The sequence below is a fragment of the Rugamonas sp. DEMB1 genome (assembly GCF_029834475.1).
Taxonomy (GTDB): Bacteria; Pseudomonadota; Gammaproteobacteria; order Burkholderiales; family Burkholderiaceae_D; genus Rugamonas; species Rugamonas rubra.
In genome coordinates this window covers 5,743,062-5,758,664 of sequence record NZ_CP122407.1, presented here as the reverse complement: position 1 = coordinate 5,758,664, position 15,603 = coordinate 5,743,062, and the positions used below count along the sequence as shown (strand labels likewise).

Below are 15,603 nucleotides of genomic sequence, written 5' to 3'. Positions count from 1 at the left end.
GCATGATTCCAAAATTGATCGCCACGGCCTATTTCAGCGCCGCCATGATGGCCTCGGCCCACGCCGCTTCGGCGCTGGTGCTGCTGACCGACTTCGGCACCGCCGACGGCGCCGTCTCGGCCATGCACGGCGTCGCCTTCGGCGTCGACCCGACGCTGCAGGTGTCCGACCTGACCCACCAGATCCCCGACTACGACATCTGGCTGGGCGCCTACCGCCTGTACCAGACCGCCAACTACTGGCCGCAGGGCAGCGTGTTCGTCGCCGTGGTCGATCCGGGCGTGGGCACCGAGCGCAAGTCGGTGGTGCTCAAGACCAAGGGCGGGCGCTACTTCGTCGGCCCGGACAACGGCCTGTTCACCCTGATCGCCGAGCGCGACGGCGTGGCCGAGCTGCGCGAGATCGACGAGTCGCGCAACCGCCTGGCCGGCTCCGGCGAGTCCTACACCTTCCACGGCCGCGACGTCTACGCCTACGTCGGTGCGCGCCTGGCCTCGGGCGCCATCAGCTACGAGCAGGTGGGGCCGGTGCTGCCGAGCGAGTCGGTGGTCAAGCTGGCCTACCAGAAACCGGTGTTGAAGAACGGCACCATCCGCGGCATCGTCCCCGTGCTCGACGACAAGTACGGCAACGTCTGGACCAACATTCCCAAGTCGCTGTTCGAGGAGTTGCACATCGGCCTGCACGACAAGGTGCGGGTGCGCATCCTGCACGGCGGCAAGGAGGTCGACAAGCTGGTGGCGCCGTTCGAGCACAGCTTCGGCGGCGTGGCCAAGGGCAAGCCGCTGGTCTACCTGAACAGCCTGCTCGACGTGGCCGTGGCCATCAGCCAGGGCAACTACGCGCGCCGGCACCACATCGGCTCGGGTTTGGATTGGCAAGTGGAAGTGAGCAAGGCGAAGTGATACCCAGTTAGCCGCGCTAAACGGCACGGCGGATTGCCAACAACAGCCGGGCCTCCCTCGCGGAACGCCTGGTCTTTCTATTCTTCTTCGCCGAAGCCGCGCGGCGCGATCGGTCCCAGGTGGGTGGTTGAGCGGTGCTCGACATCGCTTGCCACATCGGCCAGCGTGAGCTTGGCGAAGCGCTGCATCAGCAGGGTGCGGGCGTCGCGCAGCGCGTCCTCCAGGCCGGCGTTGACGGCCTGTTCGACCAGGCAGTGCGGGTGGTCGTCCGACAGGCCGAGGGCGAACACCGGCGGTTCGCCCAGCGCGCGGTAGACGTCGAACAGGCTGATCTGCTCCAGCTTGCGCGCCAGCACCCAGCCGCCGCCGTGGCCCTTTTCCGATTGCACATAGCCCTCGTCGCGCAGGCCGGCCATGGTCCGCCGCACCACCACCGGGTTGGTGCCGAGCATATGGGCGATCACGTCCGAGGTCACCGGACCGTCGTGTTGGGCCATGTGCAGCAGCACGTGCAGCATGCGCGATAGGCGGTTGTCACTTCTCATCGTCTTCCCTGGTTGGCCGGGCGCCATCGGCGCCCACGCAACATTATAAGTTGCGGGAGAATTTTTACGCTGATATCATGTAACTTTTAAAGTGTCGAAATAGGGACCGCAATGACTTATGACGTGATCGTAGTGGGTGGTAGCTTCGCCGGCCTGTCGGCGGCGATGCAGGTGGCGCGGGCGCGGCGCCGGGTGTTGTTGGTCGACGCTGGGCAGCCGCGCAACCGTTTCGCCGCGCATTCGCACGGCTTCCTCGGCCAGGACGGCAAGGCGCCGCACGAGATCGTCGCCGAGGCGCGGCGCCAACTGGCCGCCTATCCAACGGTGGAGTTTGCCGACGGCCTGGCCAGCGCGGCGCGGCGCACGGCGGACGGTTTCGCCGCCGTGTTGGGCGACGGCCGCGAGGCGGTGGGCACGCGGCTGGTGCTGGCCACCGGCCTGCGCGACGAGCTGCCGGCCATCGCCGGCATCGAGGGCCGTTGGGGCGCGACGGTGCTGCACTGTCCATATTGCCACGGCTACGAGGTGGCTGGCCAGCCCTTGGGCGTGTTGGCCAACCACGCGCTATCGGTGCACCATGGCATGCTGGTGCCCGACTGGGGCAGCAGCACCACCTACTTCACCCAGGGCGTGTTCGAGCCGGACGCCGAGCAACTCGCCGCCTTGGCGCAACGCGGCGTGCGCATCGAGCGCACGCCGGTGGTCGGCTTCGTCGGCACGGCGCCGGCGATGGAGGCGGTGCGGCTGGCCGACGGCCGGCTGCTGCCCATGGCCGCCGTGTTCACCGCGCCGAAGACGCGCATGGCCAGCCCGCTGGCGCAGCAACTCGGCTGCGCCTTCGACGACGGCCCGCTTGGCGCCACCGTGCGGGTCGACGATATGCAGCAGACCACGGTCGAAGGCGTCTACGCGGCGGGCGACATGGCGCAGCCGCGCGCGAACGCCACGCTGGCAGCGGCCGGCGGCGTGATGGCCGGCGTTGGCGCGCACATGTCGCTGATCTTCGGCTAGGTTGCCCTAATATTTTGATATTTATGCAGCAACGCCTCTTTTTTCCTGGCCGTCACAAGACTGAGTATTGCTATGCACGCAATGAGTGACATGCCAATGCTATACAGCGGAATTGGTTTTAGCAACCAAATGGAACATACCCAAAAAAAACTTAAAATCGATGGTACTGCAACACTCTGCATAATGCCGCGAGCCATATAAATAAACAAACAAATTAAAAAACCTGATGAAACTATTCCGGCAAACCAAAATATATCTTGAGTTTGTGATAATTGAATATTTTCTCCTGCTTCTGCCCGGGCCTTCATTCCCATGAGGAGCCGCCTTTCCATAATGAAATGAAGAGGAACTTCTATGTAACTCGCAACCTTCAACCATGCGCTGCTTTTGCTTGCAAGCTCTTGAGTTCGAATAATTAAACGAGTTTGTTGACTATTTACTTCTTCCAGCAAAAATGTGCCCCAATTGCCCAGCACAAAAGCTCTTTCTGGCTCAACATGAAGAACCGGAAAACTGTAAGGGACAATGCTACGCTTTTCATTGATTGATCCTCGCACCAGATCGCCTACTTTTATTTCCTTAAATTCAGGCGTAATGGAAGCCTGGTGACGAGTTTCATATCCCAGTGCTTCTTCAATAAAGGAATAACTGTAAAATCCTCCCCTATCCGCCCCTAGTTGTACCAGCCATTTCCACACTTCGGATTTCGATTTGTCAATTGATATGGCTCTGGTGGCAGTAATGGTTAAGGATTTATCGTCACCAGCCATTGGCATGGAGACTTCTTTTTCAGAGGCGCCCCATGTGGTGATGATAGGCTTTAAAAAAATATCATATATTGACAACTGCAATAGAGTAATAAAAACAACTATTAATATGGATTTGACTACATTTCGCATGCTAACTTCTCCCGATTGAACCACGCCGTCATTTTTTCGTTCGACCTTGCCGCTCGGCTAGACGTCGCGCGGCAAGCTTGGTATGGCGGCCGTGTCGTGCGGCCGCCGATGCTGCGCTTCAGCTGGCGCTGGCCTTGCGCATCAGCCACTCCAGCGGGCCGAGCTTGAAGCGGCCGCGCCACAGGTGGGCGAACAGCACCGAGGCCAGGCAGAACAGCAGCGCGCTGGCGACGGCGAAGCCGAGCGACTGCTCGTTCAGCAGGCCGAGCTGTTCCAGCAGGCCCATGCCGACCACCACGTGGGCCACGTACAAGGTCAAGGCCATCTGGCCGGTGCGCACCAGCGGGCGCAGCCAGGGCGCGTCCTGCCAGGCCTCGCCGGCCTGCACGCACAAGGCGATGGCGGCGCAGGAGCTGCCGACGGCGGAGAAGAAGTACAGCGGCAGCGGCGGCATCGGCGTGGTCGAGAACAGGTAGGCGACCAGCTCGGGCGCGAAGCCGCGCCGCTGCGCCTCGGCGCGCAGCGCCCAGGCCAGCGTTTCGAGCGCGACGGTGGTGGCCAGGCCGCCCCAGAAAACCTTGCGGCGCAGGCCTGCCTGTTGCAGCGGCAGGCGGCCCAGCAGCAGGCCGAACACCAGGAAGGCGGCCCACGGCAGCACCGGGTGGAAGCCGTTGAACAGCAGGTTGCGGGCGAAGCCGGCCGGCGTCCACAGGTCGGCGTAGGCCAGGGTTTCCCAGTTCCACGCGCTGGTGTAGTCGAGGTTGAGGAACAGCAGCGGGAAGGCCAGCGCGATGCCGATTGCGCTCCACAGCAGCGTGCGGTTGGAGGCGCCCAGCAGCACGGCGGCGAGGGCGATGTAGACGCCGTAGTAGTGCAGGATGTCGGCCGGCCAGACGGCGATGTAGAGCAGGCCGGTGACGAACAGGAAGGCGGCGCGCTTGAGCAGGGAGATGCGCTCGCGGCGCAGCAGGGCGGCGTCGCCGGCCAGCCGCGCACCGTTGCTCATCAGGGTGATGCCGACGCCGGCCAGGATGACGAAGATGGCCGAGGCGCGGCCGTCGAGCAGGTTGAACAGGCCCAGCCACCAGGCGCCGCCGTCGGCGTGGGCGTGCATCACGGTTTTGAAGTTGACCACCACCATGCCGAACACGGCGAGCGCGCGGGCGATGTCGTAGCCTTGGATTCTTGGTTTCTCAGACATTGATGTTTCCTCGCGGGGAGGATGGCCGCGTGCGGCCCGGCTGCCGCCGGGTGGTGGCGGCAAACCATTGTTGGATTGGGTACATGGGATAGGGCCTGGCAGGTGTGACGGGTTGTGCGCTGCGGATGTCAGCGCCCGAAAAGTGTAGCCCGTAGTTAATTTCCGCGCAATGTTGGTTACAATGCATTTCAATTCGCGGGCGCCACCATGCCGCCGCCGCTCAGGCCGACTGGCGGACCTGTTCCTCGACCAGCTCGCAGACCACCGCCGCGCTCGGCTCGCCGGCCAGGCGCGCCGCCAGCTCGCCGCAGCGGGCCCGCGTTTCGCTCGACGCCAGCAGGCCGGCCAGCGTGGCCTGCAGCGTGCCGGCGCGCAGGCGGCGCATGTGCAGGATCTGGCCGGCGCCGAGCGCGTGGATGCGCTGCGCGTTGTCGAACTGGTCGTGGGCGCAGGGCACCAGCAACTGCGGCACGCCGGCGCGCAGCGCCTCGGCCAGGGTGCCGATGCCGCCGTGGTAGACCAGCGCCGCCGCGTGCGGCAGCAGCGCGCGCAGCGGCAGGAAGGATTGCCACAGCACGCTGTCGGGCAGCCGCGCCGGCACCTGGTCGCGGTGCGGCGTGAGGAAGATGGCGCGCCGGCCCAGTGCCTTCACGGCGCTCAGCGCGGCGGCGAAGTAGGCGGCGCCGTGCTGGTAGCCGGTGCCGGGCGTGAAGACGATGGGCGCGTCGCCGGCCGCCAGGAAGGCTTGCAGCGCCTCCGGCAACGGCGCCTCGGCCTGCGGATCGTACAGCTGGAAGCCGGCGTGGGCGAAGGGCTGCGGCCAGTCCGGCTGGGCCGGCCCGTACCAGGCCGGGAACAGGGCCACCGAGGCGTCCGCCGTGTCCATCATGTGGTCCCAGAAGCGCGCCAGCGGCGCCAGGCCGAGCGCGCCGCGCGCCCGGTTCAGCGTGGGCATCACCACCGGGTCCACCGTGGTGGCCTCGGCCAGGCGCCACAGCGCGGCGCGCAGCCACATCGGCATCCAGCGCGGCACCGGCGTGTAGCCCATGGTGAGCGGGTCGTGGCAGGTGCGCAGGTTGGACGGCGCCAGGTAGGCGGTGACGATGCGCAGGCCGGGCCGGCGCGCGCGCGCCAGCGCCGCCGCCGGCGCCGCCCCGGGATGGACCAGCAGGACGCAGGGCGCCTCGGCCGGCAGGGCGGCGACCAGGTCCGGCAGGCGTTGCAGCGCCGCGCTCTGGGCCAGCCAGGCGGCGCTGAAGCCCTTGATGTGGTGCCACAGCAGCGGGTTGTCCAGCATCGCGTCGGTCTCGTCCTTGCTGAACAGCGCATGGAAGTCCAGGCCGGCCTCGACCACCGCCGCCTCGAAGTGCTGCGCGGCCAGCAGCGTGACCCGGTGGCCGCGCTGGCGCAGCGCGCGGCCGACGGCGATGAAGGGGAACACGTCGCCGGCGGTGCCCAGCGTGACAATCAGCACATGCGCGGGTTGCGGCGAACGCGGCGAGGTATGCCGCGCCATCTGCGGCGCGCCTGGCGTGGCCGGCGGCGCGCCGGCGATGGGCTTGCGGGTGGTGGTCTCGGTCATTGCCGTCCTTGGTTGGGCTTGCAGTGGGTTTGCGCCGCCAGTCTAGCGGGGTAGGCCCGGCTGCGATTGTACCGAGCCGACGTGGGCTTGCGGGCGCCGGGCTCGGCTATAATTTTCCGACCCGGCCGTTTGCGCCGCCCCAAAGAGAGTCCGCGCCATGCCCCCACAGGTCTTCGCTCCCGCCGCCCCGCTGGCCCCGCTGCTCATGCACATCATGGCGCTGCGCCTCGACGGCTGCGAGTTCCACCTGCCGGCCAGCCTGTCGCCGGGTCTGGTGCTGTACGTGCGCGGCGGCGTCAGCGTGATCGACCCCGCCGGCGTGGCGTGGCGCCGGCCGCGCTGCGAGCTGGCCGGCGCGTTCATGGTGCCGCGCCGCGCGCTCGCCGACCCCGGCACGCTGGTGCTGACGGTGCTGCTGCGTCCCGGCATGCTGCGCCAGGCGCTGGGCATCCCGGCGTGGGCGCCGGACAGCGTTGGCCCGGCGCTGGAGCAGCTGGTCGATCCGGCGCGGTTGGCGCGCCTGTTGGCGGCGATGGACGCCGAGCGTCCGCTGGCCGAGTATGTCGAGCTGTTGCAGCAGTTCCTGCTGGAGACGCTGGACTGGCGTTCGGTCGCCGGCTTCGGCGCGGCCCTCCTCGCCGTGCGGCAAAAGATCTTCCTGCCCGTCGTCGAGATCGCCAGCTGGTTCGGCTTGGGCGAGCGCCAGCTGGAACGGCGCGTGCTGCAGACCTTCGGCTTGTCGCTGCGCGACGTGCGCCGGGTCAGCCGCTTCGGCTTCGCCCTGCGGCGCCTGCTGCGCCAGGGCGCGGCCGGCGGCCTGGCCGCGCTGGCCCACGACGCCGGCTACTTCGACCAGCCGCACATGGTGCGCGACTTCCGCGAGCTGGCCGGCCTGGCGCCGGCCCAGCTGCTGGCCCAGGCGGCCGGCAGCGATCCCGCCTACTGGCTGTACCGCATCGCGCCGGACGACTTCGACAAGCTGTTTTTCCAGTTCGATTGAGCCGCGCCGCGCCGCGCCACTTAGCCGGCGAGGATCTCGTCGAGCGCCGCCACCAGTTGGGCGCATTCGGCGTCGGTGCCGATGGAGATGCGCAGGAACTGCTCGATGCGCGCCTGCTTGAAGTGGCGCACCAGGATGGCCCGCTGGCGCAGCGCCGCCGCCAGCGCCACGGCGGCGTGCGCGGGATGGCGCACGAAGATGAAGTTGGCTTGCGACGGCAGCACCTCGAAGCCCATGGCCGCCATGCGCGCGCCCAGCGCCTCGCGGGTGGCGATGATGGCGCCGCGGGTCTGCTCGAAATACGCGCCGTCCTGCAAGGCGGCGACGGCGCCGGCGATGGCCACCTGGCCCAGCGGGTAGCAGTTGAAGCTGTTTTTGACCCGCTCCAGCCCGGCGATCAGCTCGGCGTGGCCGAGCGCGTAGCCGACCCGCAGGCCGGCCAGCGAGCGCGACTTGGAGAAGGTCTGGATCACCAGCAGGTTGTCGAAGCGCGGGATCAGCGCCGCCGCGCTGGCGCCGCCGAAGTCGACATAGGCCTCGTCGACCACCACCACCTGGTCCGGATGGGCCGCCAGCAGGGCCTCGATCTGGTCCAGCGCCAGCGCGCGGCCGGTCGGCGCGTTCGGGTTGGCGATGATGATGGCGCCGCCCGGCTGGGCGTAGTCGGCCACGTCGATCTCGAAGTCGGCGTTGAGCGGCACCACGCGGTAGTCGATGTCGTACAGCGAGCAATAGGTCGGGTAGAAGCTGTAGCTGATGTCCGGGCACAGCAGCGGCTGCTCGTGCTTGAGCAGGGCCTGGAAGGTGTGGGCCAGCACCTCGTCCGAGCTGTTGCCGACGAACACCTGGTCGCGCGCCAGGCCGAAGTGGCCGGCCAGCGCCTCCTTCAAGGCGCTGGCGTTGGGGTCGGGATACAGGCGCAGCTGGTCGGCGACGGCCTCGCGCATGGCGGCGATGGCCTGCGGCGACGGGCCGTAGGGGTTCTCGTTGGTGTTCAGCTTGACCAGCTTGGGCATGGCGACCTGCTCGCCCGGCGTGTAGGGGGTCAGGCTGTGTACGATGGGGCTCCAGAAACGGCTCATGGTGTGCTTGTGCTCTCGGCTAGGGATGGACGATGGGCAAAATCATACAGGCAATGGGCGTTTTTTTCCGGGATGGCCGTATTTTCCTTGGAAAAATGAAAAACGGCGGAGCTGCCGCGAGGCAACTCCGCCGTGGATGGGGTGAAAATTCTGCCCAGGGTCAGACCCTCAGGGTCTGACCCTCGTCGTTGCCGTGGGGTGGCGCGCGGCCTAAGGCAGGCCGACCGGCAGCTCGGGATACTCCTCCGCCAGCGCGTAGCGCACGCCGTTGACGGTGATGGCGTAGGCCGACGGTCCGCTGATCGGCAGCCGGTAGTTCAGCGTGATGGCCAGCGAGGCGCCCGGCGCCAGCGACTGCCAGCCGGGCAGGGTGAACTGGGCGTGGTTGAAGTTGGCCTTGAAGCCGCCGATGTTGTTCGGCCCCGTGTAGCCGGCCTTGCTCACCTTCAGGCCGACGCCGGACTGGTCGCTCATGTCGGCCGGCGCCGACACCGGGTAGTCGAACTCGACCACCGAGCCGCCCGGGATCGTCGTCGCCGAGTTGTTCTTCACGGTCATGACCGGGTTGATCGGGTAGTTGCTGTCGCCCAGCTTCCAGCCGCCCAGGCTGATGCTGACCTTGGCGCTGCTGGCCGGCAGCGCGCCCTCGGCGCGCAGGTTGCCGTAGGGGCCGGCGGCGCTGAAGGCGTTGAAGATCGCGCTGGTCAAGGTGGTGCCCATGAAGTACTCGCCCTTGCCGCCGTTCTTGCCGGCGTTCCAGGCGTAGTCGCCGGCCAGTTCCCAGATCATGATGCCGCCGATGTTGTTGTCGACGATGTACTTGGCCTTGGCCGCCATCGACTGCGTCGTCTCGGTGGAGATGAAGACCTTCTTGGCGGCGTTCCACAACCACGGCGCGGCCATGGTGCTGCTGTAGTTGGCGACGTAGCTGCCGGTCAAGGTCTTCTCGGTCACCTTGTAGGCGTCCAGGTAGTCCGGCACGATGCCCTGTTGCAGGTTGAGCGCGTGCCACAGCGGGTTGCCGCCGCCCGGCGTCGGCTTGCCGGTCGAGTCGAGGTCGTACCACAGGTTGTCGATGCCGACGGCGCCGGTGCCGCAGGTCTTCACGCCGGCGCAGGTGACGGTGGAGTTGACCAGGGCGGTGGTGCCCCACAAGCCGTTGTTGCCGCCGGTGACGTCCTTCCAGCCGCGCGTGTAGTAGGGCACGCCGATGTTGATGCGGCCGGCCTGCAAGGCGCCGCGATAGTAGCGGTAGGCCCAGTCGACGTTGAGGTAGCCGATGTTGGCGTACTGGTAGGCGTTGCCGGCGCGCAGCTCGCCGTCGTTGCCGTCGTCGAACAGCGCGGCGTTCGGGCCGACGTACTGGTTCCAGGCGCCGTGCAGGTCGTAGGACATCAGGCTGGCGTAGTCCAGATACTTGAGGCCGGAGAGGTTCTCCTCGCCGCGCAGCACCCAGCCGGAGGCCGAGCCGGCGATGGTCAGCAGGTAGTATTTCCGGTCGGCGACGGCGGCGGCGTCGAGCTTCTCGCGCACCGTTTTCAGCAGCACGTTGTAGCTGGCCATCAGGCCGGCCAGGCGCGGCTTGGACAGGCTGAAGTCGTTCGGGTTGCCGGCCTCGTTGTTGGTGGTCGGGTGCTCGTAGTCGACGTCGATGCCGTCGAAGAAGGTGTACAGCCGCAGGGTCGCCACCATCGAGTCGGCCAGGGTGTTGATGCCGGCCTGGTTGAGCGTGCCGTTGGCGTTGGTGGTGGCCGTGTAGAAGCCGGTCGAGCCGGCCCAGCCGCCCACCGACAGCATGATCTTCACGTCCGGATATTTCTTCTTGTACTGCGCCAGCAGATTGAAGTGGCCCTTGTACGGCAAGGCCGGGTCCATCGCGGCGGCGGGGATGGCGGGCCAGCTCAGGCCGGTGTCCGGGTTGTCGGCGCCGCTGCCCAGCTGTACTTTCGAGGTGGCGGTGTCGACGGCGGCGAAGGCGTAGTTGACGTGGGTCACCTTGTCCCAGGGGATGTCGCTGACCAGGTAGGACGGGCTGCCGTCGACGCCGGTGCGCCAGCTGGTGAAGTAGCCGACGATGCGCCGCTTCAGGCCGTGCGCCAGCACCTCGCGGCCGTCGGCGTCGTATACGCCGCAGTAGGGCACGGCGGTCACCGGCGAGGCCAGGCCGTCGGGGCGGCAGGGCACCTTGGACGGGGTGGGCGTCGGTGTTGGGGTGGGCGGGGTGGGTGTCGGGGTCGGGGTGGGCGGCGTCGGGGTGGGCGTCGGCGTCGGTGGTGTCGGGGTCGGTGTCGGGGTTGGCGTCACGCCGGTTTCCTCCCACGGCCCCCATTGCGCGGCGCCGGGCACGTCGCCCTGGGTCCACCACTTGGCGGTGTAGGTCTTGCCGTTGTACTGCACGCAGTTGCCCTGGGTGTAGACGGCGCTGGCCAGCCAGGCGCTGCACGACAGCGTGGTGCCGCCGGCCAGCAGCTTCGGCGTGGCGGTGGTGTTGGCGTTGTCGCCGCCGCCGCCGCAGGCGCTCAGCGCGACGCCGAGCAGGGCGATCAACAGACGATTGCTGTGAAGGTTCATGGTGGGTCTCCGATATTGGTTTTGGTATTGCTTGGGGCTAGATCAGAAATCGTGATCGGCCGGGTAGTTGCTGTAGAAGTCGTTGTCCCAGCGGAAGTTGGTGGCCGAGATCGTCACCGAGATGTCCAGGCCCTCGACGAAGTGCCACCAGCCGACCGGCAGGAAGAGGATCTCGCCCGGTTCCAGCACGCAGTCGATCACCTGCGCGTGGGCCATGGCGGGGAAGCGTTGCAGGTCGATGTGGCGGCCGTCCACGTCGGTGAAGCAGTGGCGCTGGTTGTAGATGTTGGGCAGCTCCCACGGCGCCACCAGGCGCACCCGCTTGCGGCCGATCATCTGCATCATGAAGATGTTGTTCAGATCGTGGTGGAAGGGGGTGATGGTGCCGGCCGGACCGCACCAGAAGAAGCCACGGTTGTCCGGGTTCGGCGCCAGGTAGTCGGGCAGGGTCGGCACGTCCTGCCACAGCTCGATCAAGGCCTCGCGGTTGAGCGAGTCGTTGTTGGCGGTCATGTAGAAGTCGTTGCTGTGGCCGCTGTCACGCACCAGGTCGACATATTCGCCGAAGCTCAGCCGCCGCTTGTGGGCCACGCTGTTTTCCTCGTAGCGCGGATCGGCCTCGCGGCCGAACTGTACCTCGACCATGCGCTCGCCGAACTGTTGGCGGAAGTAGTCCAGGCTCCAGCGCCGGCGCGCCGCGTTGTCGTCCAGCATGCCGGTGAGGATCACCGGCCGGTTGGCGGCGTAGTGTTCGCGCAGGAAGGTCTCGCCGGACAAGGCGGCGCGCCGTTCCACCTGCGGCGGCACCAGTTTGCCCAGCTTGGCGGAGATGGCCAGCACCCAGTCGCGCTTGGCCATGCGGTTGTGCAACCGGCGCGCGCCCTGCAGATAGGGGCTGCGCAGGGCGGCGTCGATCTCCGCCTTGGCGTTCGGTACGCCTTGCTTGAGCAGGATCTGCGCCAGCGCCGTCGGATGGCTGCCCAGCATCAGGTTCTCGGCGATCCAGCGGCGCCAGTCGTCGCTCAGTTGCGGCCGGGCCGGCGCCTGGTGCTGCTGGCGGCGCGCGTTGCTTGCTTGCGGTTTCATAGGACTCCCATCGGAAAGGATGCTGCCGGTAGAGCGCGGCGCCGGCCGCCAGGCCAAGGCCGCTTGCCGGCCGCAGGTTGGAGGAGGGCCGCCTTGCCTTGCCGGCGCCGCCAACTGGCGCGGCGCCGGCATGCAGACGAGGGCGGCGGCCCGGGCCGGACGGATCAGCGGCCCTTCCACACCTCGCTGGTCAGGGCGCCGCTGGCGTCGCCGTCCAGCTCCCACGAGAAGGCGCCGCGCAGGCCCTGGTCGCGCATGTACTGCATCTTGACGCCGATCACGCTCTCGTCGTCATAGCTCCACCATTCGCCGCCCGAGGTCAGCAGGAACAATTGCTTGGTGGCGGGGTGGTACCAGCGCGTGCCGACCTTGTTCTTGAGCACCTTGTAGTCGTCGATGCCGGCCTCGTAGGTGCCGGCCGCGCCGCCCGCCGTGGCCTGGTACAGGCCGTTGCCGTTCGGCCCCGCCGCCACGCCCTTCCAGCCGCGTCCGTAGAAGGGCACGCCGAGCAGGATCTTGTTGCGCGGCATGCCGGCCGCCACCAGCGCGCTGATGCCGTCGTGGGTGTTGTACTTGGCCAGGTTGCCGGTGGCCGGATCGGCCGGGTCGTGGTACAGCGGCGAGTGGAAGTTGGTGGTGTTTTCCCAGCCGCCGTGGAAGTCGTAGGTCATCACGTTGACCCAGTCCATGTACTGGCTGTACAGCGCCGGCTCGGTCTGGGCGATCTTCTCGGCGCCGGCGCCGATGGCGGCGGTCAGCGCGTAGCGCTTGCCGTCGATGGCGCCCTGGGCGTCGAGCTGGGCGCGGAACTCGGCCATCAACAAGGTGAAGTTGTGCTTGTCGTTGACCGTGTCCACCGTGTTGTACGGCTGGCCGCCGCCGCCCGGGTATTCCCAGTCGATGTCGATGCCGTCGAACACGCCCTTGGCCGCGCCCGGGCCGCCCCGGCCGTCCTGCACCGGCAAATCACCGGCGATGAACTGCTTGACGCAGGAGCGCGCCAACTGCTTGCGCAGCGTGTCCGTTTTGGCCGCCGCCGAGAACTGCTTGGACCAGGTCCAGCCGCCCAGCGAAATGAACACCCGCAGGTTGGGGTGCGCCGCCTTGAGCAGTTTCAATTGGGCGAAGTTGCCGGTCAGCTTGGCGTCCCAGGGGATGGTCTTGCCGTCGACGGTGCGCGCCGGCTGGCGCTGGTAGTCGGCGAAGGCGTCGCCGCCGGTGCCGGCGCTGGCCGGCGGCGGCGACTCGTTGCCGGTCTCGGTGCGCGTCACCATGTCGCACTCGTAGCCGCCGTTCTTGGCGTAGACGTTGCCGAAGGCGTAGTTGATGAAGCTCAGCTGGTCGGCCACGCTGGTCTGCACGCCGTTCACCGGGGTTTTGGTGGTGTGGATGTCGGCCACCTCGTAGCCACGGCCGTAGACGCCCCACTGGGCGAAGTAGGAGCCGATCTCGCGGCCGCCGATCGGGGTGGGCGTTGGCGTCGGCGGGGTTGGCGTCGGTGTCGGCGTGGGCGGCGTCGGCGTCGGCGTCGGGGTTGGCGGGGTGGGTGTCGGGGTCGGCGTCACGCCGGACTCGGCCCACGGCCCCCATTGCTCGGTGCCGGGCACGTTGCCCTGGGTCCACCACTTGGCGGTGTACAGCTTGCCCTGGTAGCTGACGCAGTTGCCGGCCGTGTAGACCTGGCTGGCCACCCAGGCGGCGCAGCTGTCGGCCAGCGTGGCGCCTTGCGCCAGCAGCTTGTTGGCCGGCGTCTGCTGGTCGGCGCCACCGCCGCCGCAGCCGGCCAGCATGGCGCCGACCAGCGCCGTGATGAGTCCAGTTGCTGTTTTTTGATAATGCATTGTCGTCTCCCTGTTCGTCAGAACTGTTGGTCCCGTTCCGCCGGCAAGCCGCAGCCACTGCGGTTTTCCGGCACGGTGGGACGAGGATGCGATGCGTGAAAGTGGTAGTCAAGTGGTTTCAAACACCCCTGTTTTTGGTAATACCAGTAGCAATTCTGGTCTTATAAATGTACCTCGTTTTGGCTTGGCTGGATGCTGGACGAACCCCGCAAAGCAGGGGTCTGACCCCGTACGGGGTCAGACCCCGTGGCTGGCGCTTTGCGGGGGAGAAAATTCGGCAAAAATGCACAGCGGCAGACGGGGAATCGTTGCCGCAATGGGCGGCGAGGGGTGGAACGATGGTCGTGCTTGCTCGGCTGGCACGCAGGGGAAACTGTTAAATTTTACTTTTGTAAACTGTGTCGCTAGCAAGTAAGTTTATTGCTTGACAAGGAAGTGTTTCGCGAAAATTAGTACCAATTTAAAAAATTTAACAAAGTGGTATGCCCGTCGTTTTTGGCACCGGCGCGCCCGGCGGTAAAAAGATAGCAAAAAGAGTTATTTTTTTCTTAAAAAATCATATAAAATGCCGCCGGGAAACTTTTGCTTACCAGGGGCATGCATGGAATTGGTTTATAGAAAAGAAAAGACGCTGTTCGTCTTGATGTTGGTTTTGTCGTTGCTGTTGTGGGCCGCGCTGCTGGTCGGCACGGCCGGCATGGTGGCGCTGTATATATTGCTGTTTTTCGTTTCCTACTGTTTCGCCCAGTCGGCCCTGGTGTCCTATTTGAAGGGCACCGGCGTCAAGATCACCGCGCAGCAGTTCCCCGACCTGAAGGCGCGCATCGACGCCTGCTGCGCCCGGCTCGACGTGGAGCAGGTGCCGGACGCCTATCTGCTGCAGATGGGCGGCGTGTTCAACGCCTTCGCCACGCGCTTCTTCGGCCAGCATTTCATCGTGCTGTATTCGGACGTGGTCGACGCGCTGGAGGATAAGCCGGACGCGATCAATTTCTACATCGGCCACGAGCTCGGCCATATCAAACGCCACCATTTGCGCTGGGCCACCCTGCTGGTGCCGGCCGCTGCGCTGCCGCTGCTGGGCGCGGCCTATGCGCGGGCGCGCGAGTACACCTGCGACCGCCACGGTTTCCACGCCTGCGACGACCTGGCCAGCGCCCAGCTGGGCCTGGCCGCGTTGGCGGCCGGCGGCAAGCGCTGGCGCGACATGAGCATCAGCAACTACGTGGCGCAGGCGCGCGAGTCGTCCGGCTTCTGGATGTCCTTCCACGAGCTGGTCGGCGACTATCCCTGGCTGGTCAAGCGCATGGCGGTGATGCGCGGCTTGGCGCAGGGCAAGGAGATCGAGCAGCCGGCGCGCAGCGGCGCGGCGTATGTGCTGGCCCTGTTGGTGCCACGGCTGGGCGTGGGCGGCGGCGCCGGCTCGCTGCTGGCGGTGATGGCGCTGGTCGGCATCATGGCCGCCGTCGCGCTGCCGGCCTACCGGGACTACGAGGCGCGCGCCAGGATGGGCCGCGCCGTCGCCGTCGGCCACGAGGCCACCGCCGCCGTCGAGCGCTATTTCTACGCCAACGGCAAGGCGCCGGCCACGCTGGAGCAGGCCGGCTTCGCCCTGGCCGACCCCAGCCACGCCGTGCAGGAACCTCAGCGTGGACGCCGGCAACGGCGTGGTGCGCGTGTTCCCGTCCGACCTGAGCTATCGTGGCAAGGCCATTGCGTTCACGCCCAGCCTGGACGAGCATAAGAAGGTGGCCTGGCGCTGCGCCAGCGAGGAGATTCCCGCCAAGCTGTTGCCGGAGGAGTGCAAGCGGCGCTGAGCTTGCCTTCCTCGACCCTGCCTTGCACCCGCCCGCCACGCGCGGCCGGCACCAGCAACCCGC

At 66.9% G+C, this 15,603-nt stretch carries 13 protein-coding genes; 5 read left to right on the top strand and 8 right to left on the bottom strand.

Translation table 11 applies throughout. The features are described 5' to 3' along the window. The first annotated feature begins 2 nt into the window (after positions 1-2). Positions 3-905: an S-adenosyl-l-methionine hydroxide adenosyltransferase family protein gene (locus tag QC826_RS26510; RefSeq protein WP_279763145.1), complete on the top strand. Its 903-nt coding sequence runs from the start codon at positions 3-5 to the stop codon at positions 903-905. Between the two features lie 77 nt (positions 906-982). On the opposite strand, the gene QC826_RS26505 is transcribed toward QC826_RS26510, so the two are convergent. Continuing rightward, positions 983-1,450, bottom strand: coding sequence for an Rrf2 family transcriptional regulator (locus QC826_RS26505; RefSeq protein WP_279763144.1), 468 nt, complete (start codon positions 1,448-1,450; stop codon positions 983-985). 111 nt (positions 1,451-1,561) lie between these two features. On the opposite strand from QC826_RS26505, the gene QC826_RS26500 reads away from it, so the two are divergent. Next, the gene (locus QC826_RS26500; RefSeq protein ID WP_093390003.1) at positions 1,562-2,461 is read left to right on the top strand and encodes an NAD(P)/FAD-dependent oxidoreductase; all 900 of its coding nucleotides are present in this window, start codon (positions 1,562-1,564) and stop codon (positions 2,459-2,461) included. Here the strand turns inward: QC826_RS26500 and QC826_RS26495 are convergent. The 3 genes from QC826_RS26495 to QC826_RS26485 form a co-directional block, all read right to left on the bottom strand. Next, the gene (locus QC826_RS26495) at positions 2,458-3,360 is read right to left on the bottom strand and encodes a hypothetical protein (protein ID WP_279763143.1); all 903 of its coding nucleotides are present in this window, start codon (positions 3,358-3,360) and stop codon (positions 2,458-2,460) included. The genes QC826_RS26500 and QC826_RS26495 overlap by 4 nt on opposite strands. Before the next feature lie 118 nt (positions 3,361-3,478). Then, positions 3,479-4,561 (bottom strand): DUF418 domain-containing protein, encoded by a 1,083-nt coding sequence (locus QC826_RS26490; RefSeq protein WP_279763142.1) that lies wholly within the window; start codon positions 4,559-4,561, stop codon positions 3,479-3,481. Positions 4,562-4,781: 220 nt separating this feature from the next. Next, positions 4,782-6,143, bottom strand: coding sequence for a glycosyltransferase (locus QC826_RS26485; protein ID WP_279763141.1), 1,362 nt, complete (start codon positions 6,141-6,143; stop codon positions 4,782-4,784). Positions 6,144-6,300: 157 nt separating this feature from the next. Here QC826_RS26485 and QC826_RS26480 point away from each other — a divergent pair, with 157 nt between their 5' ends. Then, the gene (locus QC826_RS26480; protein ID WP_279763140.1) at positions 6,301-7,143 is read left to right on the top strand and encodes an AraC family transcriptional regulator; all 843 of its coding nucleotides are present in this window, start codon (positions 6,301-6,303) and stop codon (positions 7,141-7,143) included. Positions 7,144-7,163: 20 nt separating this feature from the next. On the opposite strand, the gene hisC is transcribed toward QC826_RS26480, so the two are convergent. The 4 genes from hisC to QC826_RS26460 form a co-directional block, all read right to left on the bottom strand. Further along, positions 7,164-8,225 (bottom strand): histidinol-phosphate transaminase, encoded by a 1,062-nt coding sequence (gene hisC, locus QC826_RS26475; RefSeq protein WP_279763139.1) that lies wholly within the window; start codon positions 8,223-8,225, stop codon positions 7,164-7,166. A 210-nt stretch (positions 8,226-8,435) separates the two neighbouring features. Continuing rightward, on the bottom strand, positions 8,436-10,796 hold the full coding sequence (locus tag QC826_RS26470) for a glycosyl hydrolase family 18 protein (RefSeq protein ID WP_279763138.1): 2,361 nt from the start codon (positions 10,794-10,796) through the stop codon (positions 8,436-8,438). Between the two features lie 42 nt (positions 10,797-10,838). Further along, positions 10,839-11,882 (bottom strand): cupin-like domain-containing protein, encoded by a 1,044-nt coding sequence (locus QC826_RS26465; RefSeq protein WP_279763137.1) that lies wholly within the window; start codon positions 11,880-11,882, stop codon positions 10,839-10,841. A gap of 164 nt (positions 11,883-12,046) precedes the next feature. Beyond that, positions 12,047-13,723 (bottom strand): glycosyl hydrolase family 18 protein, encoded by a 1,677-nt coding sequence (locus tag QC826_RS26460; RefSeq protein WP_279763136.1) that lies wholly within the window; start codon positions 13,721-13,723, stop codon positions 12,047-12,049. Between the two features lie 601 nt (positions 13,724-14,324). Between QC826_RS26460 and QC826_RS31815 the strand changes: the two genes are divergently transcribed. Next, positions 14,325-15,467: a M48 family metalloprotease gene (locus QC826_RS31815; protein ID WP_409567715.1), complete on the top strand. Its 1,143-nt coding sequence runs from the start codon at positions 14,325-14,327 to the stop codon at positions 15,465-15,467. Then, positions 15,400-15,540 carry a pilin gene (locus QC826_RS26450; protein ID WP_409567903.1) on the top strand — a complete coding sequence of 47 codons (141 nt, stop codon included), beginning with the start codon at positions 15,400-15,402 and terminating at the stop codon, positions 15,538-15,540. The genes QC826_RS31815 and QC826_RS26450 overlap by 68 nt, the downstream gene beginning before the upstream one ends. The last annotated feature ends 63 nt before the right edge of the window (positions 15,541-15,603 follow it).